Below are 15,811 nucleotides of genomic sequence, written 5' to 3'. Positions count from 1 at the left end.
GCTCCGTTCAGTATTCATACGCGCCGACGTCGATCTTGCCGCCCTGCGGCCGCGCCGTCGCGAGGAAGTCCTTCGCCACCAGCGCGGTCGGCACACCCGTGTTGATCGCCGGGCTCGTGGCCTTCAGCGTCAGCGGGGTGCCGCCGGTGGTGGTCGCGAACTGCGGGTCGAGCACGCGGCTCGCATCGGTCAGGCCGGTGATGGTGTTGTACAGCGTCGACCACTGGCCGGCCGGCACCTGCGTGTCCTTCAGCGAGAAGGTCGGCGCGCCGTTGCTGGTCCAGTAGATGTTGCCGCTGATGCGCAGCGTCGTGAAGTCGGTCAGCGCATCGGCGTTGACCTTGATCACCGGCCGGTTGCCCGAGCCGTAGATGATGTTGTTGACGATCTCGACGCCGGTGCCGGCCTGCCCGACCTCCGACTCGTTCGACAGGAAGATCGAGCCCTGGCCGGCGGTGGCGGTGTTGTAGCAGCTGTTGTTGTAGATGCGCACGTTCGACGACGACGAGGTCGCGACGCAGGCCCAGGTGGCGTTGACGACGACGTTGTTGCGCACGATGCCGTCGTAGCTCTCGTAGCGGCCATCCGTCAGCCGGTCGGCGTCGGTCTCCTGGCCCAGCATGATCGCGTGGCCGTTGTCGGCGCGGCCGATGTTCACCAGCAGGTTGTTCTCGAAGATCGTGCTGCGCGCATTGCCCTTCGCGTACATGCCGAAGTCGGGCACGTCGTGCACGTAGTTGCCGGCCACGCGGGTGTTGTTGGCACCGACGATGTCGATGCCCTGCGCATTGCTGCCCGGCGTCACGACGCCGCTGCTCTGGAAGATCTCGTTGTCCAGCACCTCGACGTCGTTCGCGGTGCGCACCAGCTTGACGACGTCGGCGACGCTGCAGCACAGCTTGTTGCCCTGGATGCGGACTTTCGCGGTGTCGATCTTGATCACGTTGCCGTCGTCGCCGCCGGTCGTGCTGCCGCGCACCTCGAGGCCTTGCACCGTCCACCAGCTCGCGAAGCAGTCGGTGTTGCCGCTGCCGCTGCCGATCTGGTCCTCGTCGCAGGCGTCGTTGTAGAAGTAGATCGTCGGGCCGGTGCCGGTGCGCTGCAGCACCGGGCGTGCGGGCAGGTCGGCGCCGTAGCCGCGCAGCGTGATGCGCGCCGCCGAGGTGCCGGCGGTGCGGATGACCACCGCCTCGTTGTAGGTGCCGGCGCGCACTTCGATGGTGTCTCCGGCGGTTGCCACGCCGACCGCCTGGGTGATCGTCTTGAACGGTGCCGCCAGCGTGCCGGCCGCGCTGTCGCTGCCGGTGGCGCTGACGAACCAGCTCTTGCCGCTGGAGCTGCCGCCGGGCGTGAAGCTCGCGCTCACCGCCGTGGCCGCGCTCATCGTCACGGTGCAGGTGCCGGTGCCGCTGCAGGCGCCGCCCCAGCCGCTGAACACGTAGCCGGTGCCCGGCACCGCGTTCAGCACGAAGCTCGTGCCCTGCGTCAGCGAGACGCTGCAATCGCCGCTGCAGCCGAGCCCGGCCACCGTCGAGGTGATGCTGCCGGAGCCGTCGACGTGCACCTGCAGTGCGAGCTGCGGGCCGGTCGGCTCACCCCCGCCGCCATCCCCGGACCCGCCACCGCCTCCGCTGCACCCGGCCAGGCCGGCGACGATGAATGCGGCGGCTGCCGCGAACTGCTGGATTCTGCTGATGACCACGGCCCGGACCTCGAAAGAACACCTCGGGGAGAAACGACGGCGCCCGGGCAGTACCCGGGCGAGTCCCGATTGTCTGACGTGGGCCGGCACTTGCGGTGCCGCGCATCCCCCTCAATCAGGTGGATGCGGTGTCATTCAATTTATCTAGAGAAGGAGTCGAGGACGGTCCCGTCCTTGCCGATCGTCTTCACCGTGAGCGTGCTGCCGTTCACGTCCAGCTTCATGTAGTGGTGCGCCGCGGTCGCCTTGGCATTCAGCGGCCCGAGCGTCTTGAAGCCGGCCAGCGCCGAGCCGCCGCCGCCGGTCACCACGTAGACGGTGCCCTTGGCATCGTCGCGCACGCCGTTCGGGTTGGCATCGTCGGCATACACCGGCACCGAGCGTTCGTACACGTGGCTGTGGCCCGAGATCACCATCTTCACCTTGTACTTGCTGAACTCCTTGACCAGCGTCGGCCACGAGGCCACCGGCGCATGGCCGTCGGAGTACGAGATCACCGGCGCGTGCATCAGCACCACGGTGTTCTGGATGGCGGTGTTGGCCACCGCCTTCGCCAGGTCGTAGCGCAGCCAGTCGAGCTGGTGCTTGTAGTAGTAGGCGTCGTAGTTGCCTTCGTTCGCCGCGGTGCAGTTGCTCGAGCACTCCATCAGGTCGAAGTAGTCGGAGTTGATCCGCAGCACGACGAAGTGGGTGTTCTTGTAGTCGAACGAGTAGTACATGAAGTCCGGGTACACGCCGTTGCGCGTGGTCGCGCAGGCGGCGGTGTAGAACTCCGCATCGCTGTAGTGCTTGATGCTGGAGGTCGTCCAGTCCTTGAAGTAGGCCTTGCTCTGCGTGTGGTTGGGCACCAGCTGCTTCGGGTCGAACACGCTGCAGAAGCCGTCGCCGAACTTGTCCGGGTACCACCCATCGCCGAAGTTGTCGTCGTGGTTGCCGACCACCGGGTAGTAGAAGACCGGCAGGCCGGCGGCCGGCGTCTTGGTCTGCAGCGGCGCGATGATCTCCTTGAAGCTGCCCTTCGAGGCATCGCTCGGGCAGTCGCCGCGCTGGATCCAGTTGGTCGACTTGTCGTAGCCGGTGATCATGTCGCCGAGGTTGAACACGAACGACGCCGGCTCGGCCACCATGCGGCTGACCAGCGCGATGTGCGCCGTGTTGCCGTCGCAGCCGTTGCCCGAGCGGCTGTCGCCGTAGGCCATGAAGCTGAACGCGCCGCCCGCGACCGGTGCCGCGCCGGTCGTGAACGCCCACGATTTCGCGGCGGCCATCGCGTTGCCGGCCGTGTCCTTCACTGCAGTCGTCACCTGCGCGGTGTAGCTCGTCGCATACGCCAGGCTCGCGGCCGGCGTGAAGATCGCGGTCGAGCCGCTGCACGAGACCGTGCCGCTGATGCCGCTGATGCCGAAGCTCGCGCTCGTCACGGTGCTGCAGTTGACGGCTTCCGAGAACGTCACCGAGACGGTGGTCGCGATGCCGATCGAGGTGCCGCCGGTGGCCGGCGTCGTACTCGAGACGGTGGGCGGCGTGGTGTCGGCCGGTGCGGTCGATGCGAAGGTGGCGGTGACCGCAGCGGCCTGCGTCATCGTCACCGTGCAGGCGCCGGTGCCGGTGCAGGCGCCGCTCCAGCCGCTGAAGGTGGCGCTCGCGCCGGGTGTGGCGTTCAGCGTCACGACGGTGCCCGACGCGAAGTTCTGCGTGCACGACGCGCCGCAGCTGAGCCCGGCCGGCGTCGCGATCGCCACGGTGCCGCTGCCGGTGCCGGCGCTCGCGACCGTCAGCGTGTACTTCGGCTTCTCGGTGAAGGTCGCGCTGGCCGCCTGGTTCGCGCTCATCGTCAGGCTGCAGGTCGCCACCTTGCTGCTCGCGCAGGCGCCGCCCCAGGAGGCGAACTGGAAGCCCTCCGCCGGCGTCGCGGTCAGCGTGGTCGCGGTGCCGGTTTCCAGGCTCACCGCGCAGGTCGCGCCGCAGTTCAGCCCGCCGGTCGACGAGGTGATGCTGCCCGAGCCGGTCTTGGTCGCCGTCAGCGTGTAGGTGATGGCCTGGAACGCCGCGTTGACCGAGGTCGCGCTCGACAGCGTGACGTTGCAGGTGGCGTCGGTGCCGGTGCAGCCGGAGGTCCAGCCGGTGAAGCGCTGCTTCGCGGCGGCCTGGGCGGTCAGCTTGACCTGGGTGCCCATCGGCAGCGATTCGCTGCAGTCGCCCGGGCAGTTGATGCCCGACGGCGCCGACAGAACGCTGCCGCTGCCGTCGACCTTGACGTTGATGGCCGCCATGCCGGACGGCGTCGGCGTGAAGCTCGCGGTGACGCTCTGCGCATTGCTCATCGTCACCTTGCAGCTGCCGTTGCCGGTGCAGCCCGCGCCGCTCCAGCCGCTGAAGGTGAAGCCGCTGTTCGGCGTGGCGGTCAGCGTGACGCTGCTGCCCTGCGCGAAGCTCTTGTTGCAGGTGCTGCCGCAGCTGATGCCGGCCGGCGACGAGCTGACGCTGCCCGAGCCGCTGAGGATCACGTTCAGCGCGAAGTTCGCGGTCGGCACCGCGGTGAAGGTGGCGGTGACCGAGCGGGCGCTGCTCATCTGCACCTGGCAGGTACTGCCGGTGCAGGCGAGGCCGCTGCCGCTCCAGCCGCTGAAGGCGTAGCCGGTGGCCGGCGTGGCGGTCAGCGTGACGGCGCTGTTGGCGGCGTAGTTGCCGATGCAGTCGCTGGCGGTGGCGCAGGTCAGGCCGCCGACGTCGGCGGTGACGCTGCCGCTGCCGGCGATCGTCAGCGCCAGGTTGAAGCGGGTCTGCGCTTGCTGGCTGAAGGTGGCAGTCACCGCCTTCGAGGTCTCGACCGCCACCGCGCAGTCGCCGGTACCCTTGCAGTCGAGGCCGCTGCCGCTCCAGCCGACGAAGTCGTAGCCGCTGGCCGGCTCGGCGCTCAGCGTCACCGAGGCGCCGGCCGCGAAGCTCTTCGCGCAGACGCTGCCGCAGTCGATGCCGCCGGGGCTCGACTGCACCTGGCCCTGGCCGACGCGGCTCACGGTGAGCGTCGCCTGGTTGGCTTCCGCCGGGGTGTCGTCCTCGCCCTTGCCGCAGGCAGCGAGGGTCAGTGCGACCGCGAGGGTCGCCAGCAGGCGCAGGTGCTTCATGGGGACTTCCGCAATCTCAATGGATTTCAGTACTCGTAGGCGCCGACGTCGATCTTGCCGTTCAGCGGGCGCGCCGTGCCGATGTAGTCGGTCGTGACCAGCGAGGTCGCGACACCGGTGTTGATCGCCGGGCTGCCGGTCGACAGCGTCAGCGGCCTGCTGGTCGCACCGGTCACGGTGGTGCTGGCGTACTTCGGGTCGACGATGCGGCTGGTGTCGGTGCGGCCGGCGCTCGCGGTCGCGTACTGCAGGGCCCACTGCGACGCCGAGACGCTGTTGTCCTTCAGCACGAAGGTCGGCGCGCCGCCGGTCACCCAGTAGATGTTGCCGTCGATGCGCAGCGTCGAGAAATCGGCCAGCGCGTCGGCGTTCACCTTGATCAGCGGGCGTCCGGCCGAACCGTAGATGATGTTGTTGTAGATCTCGATGTTGACGCCCTTGGTGCCGATCTCCGACTCGTTCGACACGAAGATCGAGCCCTGGCCGGCGGTGGCGGTGTTGTAGCAGCTGTTGTTGTAGATGCGCACGTTCGACGACGACGAGGTCGCGACGCAGGCCCAGGTGGCGTTGACGACGACGTTGTTGCGCACGATGCCGTCGTAGCTCTCGTAGTTGCCGTCGACCAGGCGATCGGTGTCGGTCTCCTGGCCGAGCATGATCGCGTGGCCGTTGTCGCTGCGCCCGATGTTGTAGAGCAGGTTGTTCTCGAAGACCGTGCTGCGCGCGTTGCCCTTCGCGTACATGCCGAAGTCGGGCACGTCGTGCACGTAGTTGCCGGCCACGCGGGTGTTGTTGGCGCCGACGATGTCCACGCCCTGCGCATTGGTGCCCGGCGTCACGACGCTGCTGCTCTGGTAGATCTCGTTGTCCAGCACCTCGACGTCGTTCGCGGTGCGCACCAGCTTGACGATGTCGGCGACGCTGCAGCACAACGTGTTGCCCTGGATGCGCACCTTGGCGGTGTCGATCTTGATCACGTTGCCGTCGTCGCCGCCGGCCGTGCTGCCGCGCACTTCCATGCCCTGGATGGTCCACCAGCTGGCGAAGCAGTCGGTGTTGCCGGTGCCGCTGCCGATGGCGTCCTCGTCGCAGGCGCTGTTGTAGAAGTAGATGGTCGGGCCGGCGCCGGTGCGTTGCAGCACCGGGCGCTCGCCGTTGTAGCCGCGCATCGTGATGCGGGCGGTGGAGGTGCCGGCGGTGCGGATCACCACCGCCTCGGAGTAGGTGCCGGCGCGCACCTCGATGATGTCGCCCGCGGTCGCGACGCCGACTGCCTTCGTGAGGCTCTTGAACGGCGCGGCCAGCGTGCCGGCGGCGCTGTCGCTGCCGGTGGTGGCGACGAACCAGCTCTTGCCGCTGGTGCCGCCACCGCCGCCGGTGCTGGTGGCGGTGAAGGTGGCGCTGACCGACTTCGCGGCCGTCATCGCGACCGCGCAGGTGCTGCTGCTGCCCGAGCACGCACCGCCCCAGGCGGTGAAGGTGTAGCCGCTGGCCGGCGTGGCGGTCAGCGTGACGCTGGTGCCCGACGCGAAGCTGCTGCAGCCGGTGCCGCAGGCGGTGCCGGCCGGAGAGGCGCCGACGCTGCCCGAGCCGGTGGTCGCCACGGTCAGCGCATAGGTCGGCACGGCGGTGAAGACGGCGGTCGCGCTGCCGGCGGCGTTGACCGTCAGCTGGCAGGTCGTGCTGGTGCCGGTGCAGGCACCGCTCCAGTTCGTGAAGGTGTAGCCGCTGGCCGGCGTGGCCGTCAGCGTGACGGCGGTGCCGGCATTGAAGCTTGCGCTGCAGGTGCTGCCGCAGGCGATGCTGCCGCCGGTCGACGCGACCGTGCCGCTGCCTTGCTTGACGACCGTCAGCGTGTAGGTGTTCAGCGCGAACGCGGCGCCGACCGTCGTCGCGGCGCTGACCTGCACGGTGCAGGTGCCGCCGCTGGTCGTCACGGTGCCGGTCGACGCGCAGGCGCCGGTCCAGCCGCTGAAGTGCGACGCGCTGCCGCTGGCGGCGGTCAGCGTCACGCTGGTGCCGGCGCTCACGGTGCTGCTGCAGGCCGTCGGGCAGTTGATGCCGGACAGGTTCGAGACCAGCGTGCCCTGGCCGGTGCCGGTCACGGTGGTGGTCAGTGCGAAGCTGCTGGCCGGCACCGCCGCGAAGGCGGCGCTGACCGCGCGCGCGGCCGACATCGTCACCACGCAGGTGTTGGTGCCCGAGCAGCCCGCGCCGCTCCAGCCGCTGAACGAATAGCCGCTGGCCGGCGAGGCGTTCAGCGTGACGACGGTGTTCTGGTCGTAGCTGTGCGTGCAGGTGCTGCCGCACGAGATGCCGGCCGGCGACGAGCTGACCGTGCCCGAGCCGGTGACCGTGACGCCGAGTGCGAAGGTCGGCGTCGCGACCGCGGTGAAGCTGACGCTGACGCTGCGCGCCGCGCTCATCGTGACCTGGCAGGTGCTGCCGGTGCAGCTGACGCCGCTGCCGCTCCAGGCGCCGACGGTGTAGCCGGAGGCGGGCGTGGCCGTCAGCGTGACGACGGTGCCGGCGGCGAAGCTGCCGCTGCAATCGGTGGCGGTGGCGCACGAGAACGGCGTGGTGTTGGCGGCCACGCTACCGGCGCCGGCGATCGTCACGGCCAGCGGGTACTCGGTGGCGTTCACCGTGCTGAAGGTCGCGACCAGCGACTTCGACTGGTCGAGCATCAGGCTGCAATCGCTGGTGCCGGTGCAGTCGACGCCGACGCCGCTCCAGCCGACGAACTGGTTGCCCTGCGCCGCGGCGGCATGCAAGGTGACCTCGGTGTTCTTCGTGTACGAGCCGGAGCAGTCGCTGCCGCAGTCGATGCCGTTCGGCGTCGAGGCCACGGTGCCCTGGCCGACCCGGCTGATGGACAGCACCGACATCTGCGGCTCGGGCGAGGCGGCGTCCTCGTTCTTCGAACCACCGCAGGCCACCAGGGCCGCGCCGATCACCACCAGGGTCAGATACTTCGAGACACAAGAGAACGCAGGGATCAGGGTCGGGGACATCGCTAGCTTCCATCTGACGCTGGGATCCGACACGGGCCCCGGCCGAGGCGGATTGTGTTGGCACCCACTCACCGACCTGTGTCCAGATGTGGGATGGACAGGTTACAGACGGCTGTGGTCGGCATCTGACGGTCGATCGGCGCGTGGGTGCTCGCTCGCCGCGATTCGTGGTGCAGCGCACACGGTTCATCCATCGGATGTCCGAATGCTTGACATCGCGGTGGCGGACTGTCGGCTGCCTGCAACGGCAGCCGCTTCGCCGGCCCGGCGGGCGGGCTGCGTGCACCCCCCTGGTTCGCGGGGAGTCTGTTACAAAAACAATCGGAAAAGTCTGCCGGCTGCCGGGGGCCGGCGCGGCAGAAGTTGCAGCACCAACCCCGTAACTCAGGGATTGGCGCTGCGGGGTGGTTCTCCGATCATCCCGACCATTCCAAAAGGGGAGCGGCAGCAAGGTTCGGGGGCTGTATCGGTAATCGGGGCGAGTTTGAAACAAACCCTTCAACTACCATCTGTCTTTCGTCCGGCGATGCGCTCTCTTCCGTGGCAACGCTGGGCTTTTTCAATATGCCGCGCGAGATTCGCGGCCCACTTTCAAACCATAGATTCATGACCACCGTTGCTATCGTCGGCCTGGGGTATGTCGGATTGCCGCTTGCAGTTGAATTCGGCAAGAAATACAAGACCATCGGGTTTGATTTGTCGGCGCCGAAAATCGCCGCCTACCGAGAACACATCGACCCGACCGGCGAAGTCAGCACCGAGGCGCTGAAGGCCGCGAGTCAGCTGCACCCGACCACCGACGCCAGCGCGCTGAAAGAGGCCGATTTCATCGTCGTCGCGGTGCCGACGCCGGTGGACGACGCCCACAACCCCGACCTGTCGCCGCTGGTCGGCTCCAGCACCTCGGTCGGCCGCAACCTGAAGCGCGGCGCGACCATCGTCTTCGAATCCACCGTGTACCCCGGCGCGACCGAAGAGGTCTGCATCCCGATCATCGAGCGTGAGTCCGGCCTCAAGTGGAAGCAGGACTTCTTCGTCGGCTATTCGCCGGAGCGCATCAACCCGGGCGACAAGCAGCACACGCTGACGACCATCACCAAGGTGGTGTCGGGCGACACGCCCGAGACGCTGAAGCTGGTGGCCGAGATGTACGGCAGCATCATCACCCCCGGCGTCTACAAGGCGACGAGCATCAAGGTGGCCGAGGCCGCGAAGGTGATCGAGAACACCCAGCGCGACCTCAACATCGCGCTCGTCAACGAGCTGTCGCTGATCTTCCACCGCATCGGCATCGACACGCTCGAGGTGCTCGAGGCCGCCGGCACCAAGTGGAACTTCCTGCCGTTTCGCCCGGGCCTGGTCGGCGGGCATTGCATCGGCGTCGACCCGTACTACCTGACCCACAAGGCCGAGCGCCTGGGCTACCACCCGCAGGTCATCCTGGCCGGGCGCCGCATCAACGACGGCATGGCCAAGTACGTGGCCGAGCAGACGATCAAGAACATGATCCAGGCCGGCTTCCAGGTGAAGGGCGCCAACGTCATCGTGCTGGGCCTGACCTTCAAGGAAGACTGCCCGGACCTGCGCAACTCGAAGGTGATCGACGTGGTGCGCGAGCTCGAGAGCTACGGCGTGACGGTGCATGTGCACGACCCGGTGGCCGCGGCCGACGAGGCGAAGCACGAGTACGGCGTCGACCTGGTCGGCTGGGACGCGCTGCCGCAGGCGCAGGCCGTGGTCGCCGCCGTCGCGCACAAGGCGCTGAAGGCGCGTCCGATCGACGACTACGTCGCGAAGCTGGTGCCGAACGGGCTGTATGTCGACGTGAAGAGCCAGGCCGATGCGAAGGCCTTGCAGGCGCGCGGCCTCAACGTGTGGCGACTCTGATGACCCCCAACGAATTCCTCGACCCGGTGCTCGCGCAGCTGCGCGCCGCGCCGCGCCGCTGGCTCGTCACCGGCAGTGCCGGCTTCATCGGCTCGCACCTGCTGGAGAACCTGCTGCGTGCCGGCCAGCAGGTCACGAGCCTCGACAACTTCTCGACCGGCCACCAGGCCAACCTCGACGAGGTGCGCCGCGCCGTCGGCGACGAGGCCTGGTCGCGCCACACCTTCATCCGCGGCGACATCGCCGACCTGGCGAGCTGCACGCAGGCCTGCGACGGCGCCGAGATCGTGCTGCACCAGGCGGCGCTCGGCTCGGTGCCGCGCTCGATCAAGGACCCGCTGACCACGCACCGCTCGAACGCGACCGGCTTCCTGACGATGCTCGAGGCGGCACGCAGCGCCGGCGTGAAGCGCTTCGTCTATGCCGCGTCGAGCTCGACGTATGGCGATTCGCCGACGCTGCCGAAGGTCGAGGACACGATCGGCCGGCCGCTGTCGCCGTATGCCGTCACCAAGTACCTGAACGAGCTGTATGCCGAGGTGTTCGGCCGCTGCTACGGGCTGTCGACGATCGGGCTGCGCTACTTCAACGTGTTCGGCCCGCGCCAGGACCCGAACGGTGCGTATGCCGCGGTGATCCCGCGCTGGGCGGCGCAGATGCTCGAAGGCTCGCGCTGCGTGATCAACGGCGACGGCGAGACCTCGCGCGACTTCTGCTTCGTCACGAACGCGGTGCAGGCCAACCTGCGCGCCGGCCTCTGCGAAGACCCCGAGGCGTCGAACCAGGTGTTCAACGTGGCGGTCGGTGACCGCACCACGCTGAACCAGTTGCACGGCGCGCTGGCCGAGGCGCTGCAGCGCGAATGCCCGCAGCTGCGCGTCGAGGCGCCGCAGTACGCGAGCTTCCGCGCCGGTGACGTGCGCCATTCGCTGGCCGACGTGTCGAAGGCGCGCCGGCTGCTCGGCTACGAACCCAGCCACGACGTGCGCGCCGGGCTGCACGAGGCGATCGGCTGGTACGTGCAGCGCGCCCGCCAGACCGTCTGATTTCCGCGAGGCTGCGCGACACGCGGTGCGCAGCAGAGCTTTCTTTTGATTGAACCGCAGCAGGACACAGCCATGCACACCGAGAAGATCCGTTCCATCATCGCCAAGCACGCCCGCCTGTCGGTGGACGCCGCCACGCTGACCGAAGACAGCGACCTGTACGCCGCCGGGCTGACCTCGCTGACGACGGTCAACCTGATGCTGGCGCTGGAAGACGGCTTCGACATCGAGTTCTCCGACAAGATGCTGGGCCGCAAGACCTTCGAGAGCATCCGCTCGCTGTCCGAAGCCATCGAAGAACTCGTCAGCGCCTGAAGCGCTGCACTGCCGCCATTCCTGGAGAAGACATGTCGCAACCGACCCGCCTGAGCCCCCAACTGCCCGCCCTGCTCGAAGGGCTGCACGGCATCGGCCGCGACATCATCGCGCCGCACGCCGCCGAGGTGGACCGCGATGCGCGCTTTCCGCACGAGGCGTATGCGGCGCTGAAGCAGCAGAAGCTGCTGAGCTGCTACGTGCCGGTGGAGTACGGCGGCATGGGCCTGAACATCAGYGACCTGTCGCAGATCTGCGAGGTGCTGGGCCAGTACTGCGGTTCCACCGCGATGATCTTCGCGATGCACCAGATCCAGGTCGGCTGCATCGTGCACCACGCGCTCGAATCGGAGTTCTTCCGCGGCTATGCCCGCGAGATGGTCGAGCACCAGTACCTGATCGCGTCGGCCACCACCGAGCTGGGCATCGGCGGCGACGTGCGCTCGAGCCTGTGCGCGGTGCAGGTGAGTGGTGACCGCTTCACGCTGGAGAAGCAGACGCCGGTGATCTCGTACGGCGCGACGGCCGATGCGATCCTCGTGACCTGCCGCAAGTCGGAAGACGCGGCGCGCAACGACCAGGTGCAGGTGCTGGTGCGCAAGAGCGACTACGAGCTGACGAAGCTGTCGGGCTGGGACACGCTGGGCTTCCGGGGAACCTGCAGCGAGGGCTTCGTGCTGAAGTCGCAGGGCCGTGCCGAGCAGATCCTGCCGCAGCCGTATGCCGACATCCACCGCCGCACGATGCACCCGTTCTCGCACGTGGTCTGGGCCTCGCTGTGGCTGGGCCTGTCGATCGACGCGGTGAACCGGGCGCGCAGCGCGGTGCGGGCCGAGGCGCGCAAGAACCCGAGCGTGACGCCGATCTCGGCGACGCGCCTGGCCGAGCTGGACACGGTGCTGTTCTCGATGCGCGGCGGCGTGTACCAGACGCTGCGCGAGTACCACGACCTGCTGATCGCCAACGATCCCGAGGCCTACACGGGCTTCGCCTTCGCGATCAACATCAACAACCTGAAGCTGACGGCCTCGCAGTTCGTCGTCGAGGTGGTCGGCAAGGCGATGCTGATCTGCGGCATCCAGGGCTACCGCAACGATTCGAAGCTGACGCTCGGCCGCCATCTGCGCGATGCGTATGGCGCGGCGCTGATGGTCAACAACGACCGCATCCTGGGCCAGAGCGCCACGATGCAAATTGTCCAGCGATAGATATGACCCACCCCCGAAGCGCCTTCGGCGCCTCCCCCTCTAGGGGGCGCCGCCAGCGGCCCGGCAGAGCCGGCTCCGCGGCGTCCGCTGGATCGCAAGGCTGGCGCGCGCTGGCACCTTCTGTGTTTCTTGCAAGGAACTGATTGCCATGTGCACCCAACACGACGATCCCTACAAGCAGTACCAGGCCGAACTGATCGAAGCCGGCCTGCTGATTCCCTCGGGCGTGCGCGGCGTCTACGGCCGCAGCGGCACCTTCGAGAACATCATCGACCAGTTCGAGGGCCTGGTGACGCGCGAAGGCGCGTTCCAGAACGCCGAGGTGATGCGCTTCCCGCCGATCTTTCCGCGGGCGAATTACGCGCGCATCGACCACATCAACAATTTCCCCGACCTGATGGGCTCGGTGCACAGCTTCCTCGGCGGCGAGAAAGAACACCAGGCCATGCTCGGCAAGTTCGAGGCCAAGGAAGACTGGACCTCGTCCCTGTCGCCGGCCGAGGTGATGCTGGTGCCCGCCGCCTGCTACCCGCTGTACCCGACCGCCACCGGCACGCTGTCGGCCCAGGGCCGTGTCGTCGACCTGAAGACCTTCGTGTTCCGCCATGAGCCGTCGGACGACCCGGCGCGCATGCAGATCTTCCGCCAGCGCGAGTTCGTGCGCCTCGGCACGCCGGACCAGGCGCTGAACCACCGCAACGACTGGCTGGCGCGTGGCCAGGCCATCCTCGAATCGGTGGGCCTGCCGGTCAAGAAGGTGCTGGCCGACGACCCGTTCTTCGGGCGCGGCGCGCGCATCATGAAGGCCACGCAGCGCGAGCAGGACCTGAAGTACGAGCTGGTGGTGCCGATCTGCAAGGAAGACAAGCCGACCGCGATCACCTCGTGCAACTACCACCTCGACCACTTCGGCGTCTCGTTCGACATCCTGCAGGCCGATGGCACGCCGGCCCACACCGCCTGCATCGGCTTCGGGCTCGAGCGCATCGCGCTCGCACTGCTGAAGACGCACGGCTTCGACCCGAAGCGCTGGCCGCACGAGGTGCGCCAGCAGCTTGCGATGGCCTGACGAGGACCGCATGAAACGTGTCCTGCCGATCGAGCCGGCGAGCTTCCAGCGCCACCCGATCCACACCGAGCCGCGCACCTGGGCCGAGACCAACTGCTACGCCGACGTGCTGATCGAGCTGCTGCACGGCCTCGGCCACGACCCGGTGCCGGCCCTCGCGTTCACGCTCGGCGTCGACTTCGAAGGCGACCAGTGGACCTTCTTCAAGTTCCCCGACGGCGACCTGTACGACCTGTATGGCGTCGACATCCAGGAACTCGCCGTCTGGCGCCCGCTGGTCGACCACATCGAGGACCAGGTCGCGCAAGGCCGGCCGGTGCTCGTGGAGCTCGACTCGTGGTTCCTGCCCGACACCGCCGGCTCGGCCTACCAGCTGGCGCACACCAAGTCGACGGTCGGCGTCAATGCGATCGACGTGAAGGCGCGTCGCATGGACTACTTCCACAACCAGGGCTTCTACGCGCTGGAAGGCGATGACTTCCGCGACGTGTTCCAGCTCGACGGGCTGGTGCATGAACGCATGCTGCCGCCGTACATCGAGTACCTGAAGGCCCGGCCCGGCTTCACGCCGCCGACCGGCGCCGCCCTCGTCGACGGCTCGCTCGCGCTGCTGAGCAAGCACCTGACGCGCGTGCCGGCGACGAACCCGTTCGAGCGCTTCAAGACGCAGTTCGCGAAAGACCTCGACTGGCTGATGCAGTCCGACATCGCGGTCTTCCACACCTATTCGTTCGCGACGCTGCGCCAGTACGGCGCCTGCTTCGAGCTGGCTGAGACCTACCTGCGCTGGCTCGCGGGGCAGGGCGTCGACGTGGCGGCGCCGGCCGATGCGTTCGCTCAGATCTCGCAGACCGCGAAAGCCTTCCAGTTCCAGCTCGCGCGCTCGATGGCCCGCAAGAAGGCGCTCGACCTGTCGCCGATCGATGCGATGGGCGAGGCCTGGGCGCTGGGCATCGCCGAGCTGCGCCGACGGCACGGGTGACGCACGCGGCCATGAACTCGGCGATCGCACTGGACAGCGGCTGGGAGATCGCCGCGGGTGCTGAGCCGACGGCCTGGGCGCCGGTGCGCGAACTCGGCACCGTGGGTGCCAGCCTCGGCGTTGAACTCGACACGCCGCACGGCCGCTACGACGCGCAGGACTGGTGGTACCGCTGCCGCTTCCCCGGCGCTGCGCCACGGGGCAGCGACCGCCAGCAACTGCGCTTCGACGGCCTCGCCGGCCTCGCCGAGGTGTGGCTGAACGATGAGCCGGTGCTGGGCACGCGCAACATGTTCACCACCGAGCGGGTCGACGTGACCGGCCGCTTGCGGCCCGACAACGAGCTGCGCATCCGCTTCCGATCGCTCGACGCCGAACTCGCGGCCCGCAAGCCGCGCCCGCGCTGGAAGACCGCGCTGGTCGATGCGCAGAACCTGCGCTGGGTGCGCACCACGCTGCTCGGCCGCATCCCCGGCTGGACACCGCCGATCCACCCGGTCGGTGTGTGGAAACCGGTGTGGCTGGAGACGGTCTCGCCCGGCGGCCTCGCGTCGATCGACCTGCAGTGCGATGCCGACGCGGGCGTCGCTCGACTGCGGCTGCGCGCCGCATTGACCGCCGGCAGCGACATCGCCGAAGCGCGTCTGCGCATCGGCGACCAGACCCATGCGCTGGTTCTCGACGGCGACACGCTGGCGGCCGACCTGCGATTGCCCGAGGTGCCGCTGTGGTGGCCGCACACGCACGGCGCGCCAGCGCTGGTGAGCTGCGCGATCGAGCTGCGCCAGGGCACGCACTGGACCTCGATCGACCGCGGCCGCATCGGCTTCCGGCAGGTCGAGGTGCGGCGCGACGACGGCCTCGTGCAGTTCCACGTCAACGGCACGCCGGTGTTCTGCCGCGGCGCCTGCTGGACCACCGACGATTTCCTGCGCTTGCACGGCGACCCGCAGCAGCTGCACCGCACGCTGACGCTCGCGCGCGACGGCGGCCTGAACATGCTGCGCATCGGCGGCACGATGACCTACGAGTCGGACGCGTTCTACGCGCTGTGCGACGAGCTCGGCATCCTCGTCTGGCAGGACTTCATGTTCGCCAACATGGACTATCCCGTCGCCGACGAGGCCTTCCGCGCCGAGATCGAGCGCGAGGCTGACCAGCAGCTCGGCCGGCTGCAGGCCCACCCGTGCATCGCCGCGTACTGCGGCGGCAGCGAGGTCGAGCAGCAGGCCGCGATGCTGGGCCTGCCGGCCTCGGCGTGGAGCAACGATTTCTTCAGCGAGACGCTGCCGGCGCGCTGCGCCGCCCGCCATGCCGGCGTGCCGTACTTCCGCTCGTCGCCGTGCGAAGGGGCGCTGCCCTTCCACGTGGGCGTCGGCATCTCGCACTACTACGGCGTCGGCGCGTACCGGCGGCCGGTCAGCGATGCGAAGCACGCGGGCGTCAAGTTCACCACCGAG

Annotated in this window: 10 protein-coding genes; 7 read left to right on the top strand and 3 right to left on the bottom strand. The window is 68.5% G+C overall.

Features of this window, described 5'->3' with window-relative positions; translation table 11 throughout:
• Positions 1 to 7: 7 nt before the first annotated feature.
• The 3 genes from AC1D12_RS01150 to AC1D12_RS01140 all read right to left on the bottom strand — a co-directional run bounded on the left by AC1D12_RS01150 (position 8) and on the right by AC1D12_RS01140 (position 7,844).
• Positions 8 to 1,702 (bottom strand): right-handed parallel beta-helix repeat-containing protein, encoded by a 1,695-nt coding sequence (locus AC1D12_RS01150; RefSeq protein ID WP_477838482.1) that lies wholly within the window; start codon positions 1,700 to 1,702, stop codon positions 8 to 10.
• A gap of 140 nt (positions 1,703 to 1,842) precedes the next feature.
• Positions 1,843 to 4,830 (bottom strand): InlB B-repeat-containing protein, encoded by a 2,988-nt coding sequence (locus tag AC1D12_RS01145; protein ID WP_477838480.1) that lies wholly within the window; start codon positions 4,828 to 4,830, stop codon positions 1,843 to 1,845.
• 26 nt (positions 4,831 to 4,856) lie between these two features.
• A complete protein-coding gene (locus tag AC1D12_RS01140; RefSeq protein WP_477826869.1) occupies positions 4,857 to 7,844 on the bottom strand; it encodes an InlB B-repeat-containing protein in 2,988 nt (995 codons plus the stop codon).
• 606 nt (positions 7,845 to 8,450) lie between these two features.
• Here AC1D12_RS01140 and AC1D12_RS01135 point away from each other — a divergent pair.
• From AC1D12_RS01135 to AC1D12_RS01105, 7 genes are all read left to right on the top strand, one after another.
• Positions 8,451 to 9,731, top strand: coding sequence for a nucleotide sugar dehydrogenase (locus AC1D12_RS01135; RefSeq protein WP_477838477.1), 1,281 nt, complete (start codon positions 8,451 to 8,453; stop codon positions 9,729 to 9,731).
• Positions 9,731 to 10,777, top strand: coding sequence for an SDR family oxidoreductase (locus tag AC1D12_RS01130; RefSeq protein WP_477828372.1), 1,047 nt, complete (start codon positions 9,731 to 9,733; stop codon positions 10,775 to 10,777). Before AC1D12_RS01135 ends, AC1D12_RS01130 begins: the two co-directional genes overlap by 1 nt.
• A 72-nt stretch (positions 10,778 to 10,849) precedes the next feature.
• A complete protein-coding gene (locus AC1D12_RS01125; protein WP_047503230.1) occupies positions 10,850 to 11,092 on the top strand; it encodes an acyl carrier protein in 243 nt (80 codons plus the stop codon).
• A gap of 32 nt (positions 11,093 to 11,124) precedes the next feature.
• Positions 11,125 to 12,300, top strand: a complete 1,176-nt coding sequence (locus AC1D12_RS01120) for an acyl-CoA dehydrogenase family protein (RefSeq protein WP_052211490.1) — start codon at positions 11,125 to 11,127, stop codon at positions 12,298 to 12,300.
• A 148-nt stretch (positions 12,301 to 12,448) separates the two neighbouring features.
• Positions 12,449 to 13,369 carry an amino acid--[acyl-carrier-protein] ligase gene (locus AC1D12_RS01115; RefSeq protein ID WP_465113877.1) on the top strand — a complete coding sequence of 307 codons (921 nt, stop codon included), beginning with the start codon at positions 12,449 to 12,451 and terminating at the stop codon, positions 13,367 to 13,369.
• A gap of 10 nt (positions 13,370 to 13,379) precedes the next feature.
• The gene (locus AC1D12_RS01110; protein ID WP_477826259.1) at positions 13,380 to 14,351 is read left to right on the top strand and encodes a DUF1839 family protein; all 972 of its coding nucleotides are present in this window, start codon (positions 13,380 to 13,382) and stop codon (positions 14,349 to 14,351) included.
• Between the two features lie 11 nt (positions 14,352 to 14,362).
• Positions 14,363 to 15,811: glycoside hydrolase family 2 protein (locus AC1D12_RS01105; protein ID WP_477838474.1), on the top strand; the 1,449-nt coding region annotated here is incomplete at its 3' end.

The organism is Rhizobacter sp. P1_G5, assembly GCF_056405435.1.
Note: the sequence above shows the minus strand (reverse complement) of the source record. Positions and strands in the feature narration are given on the sequence as shown.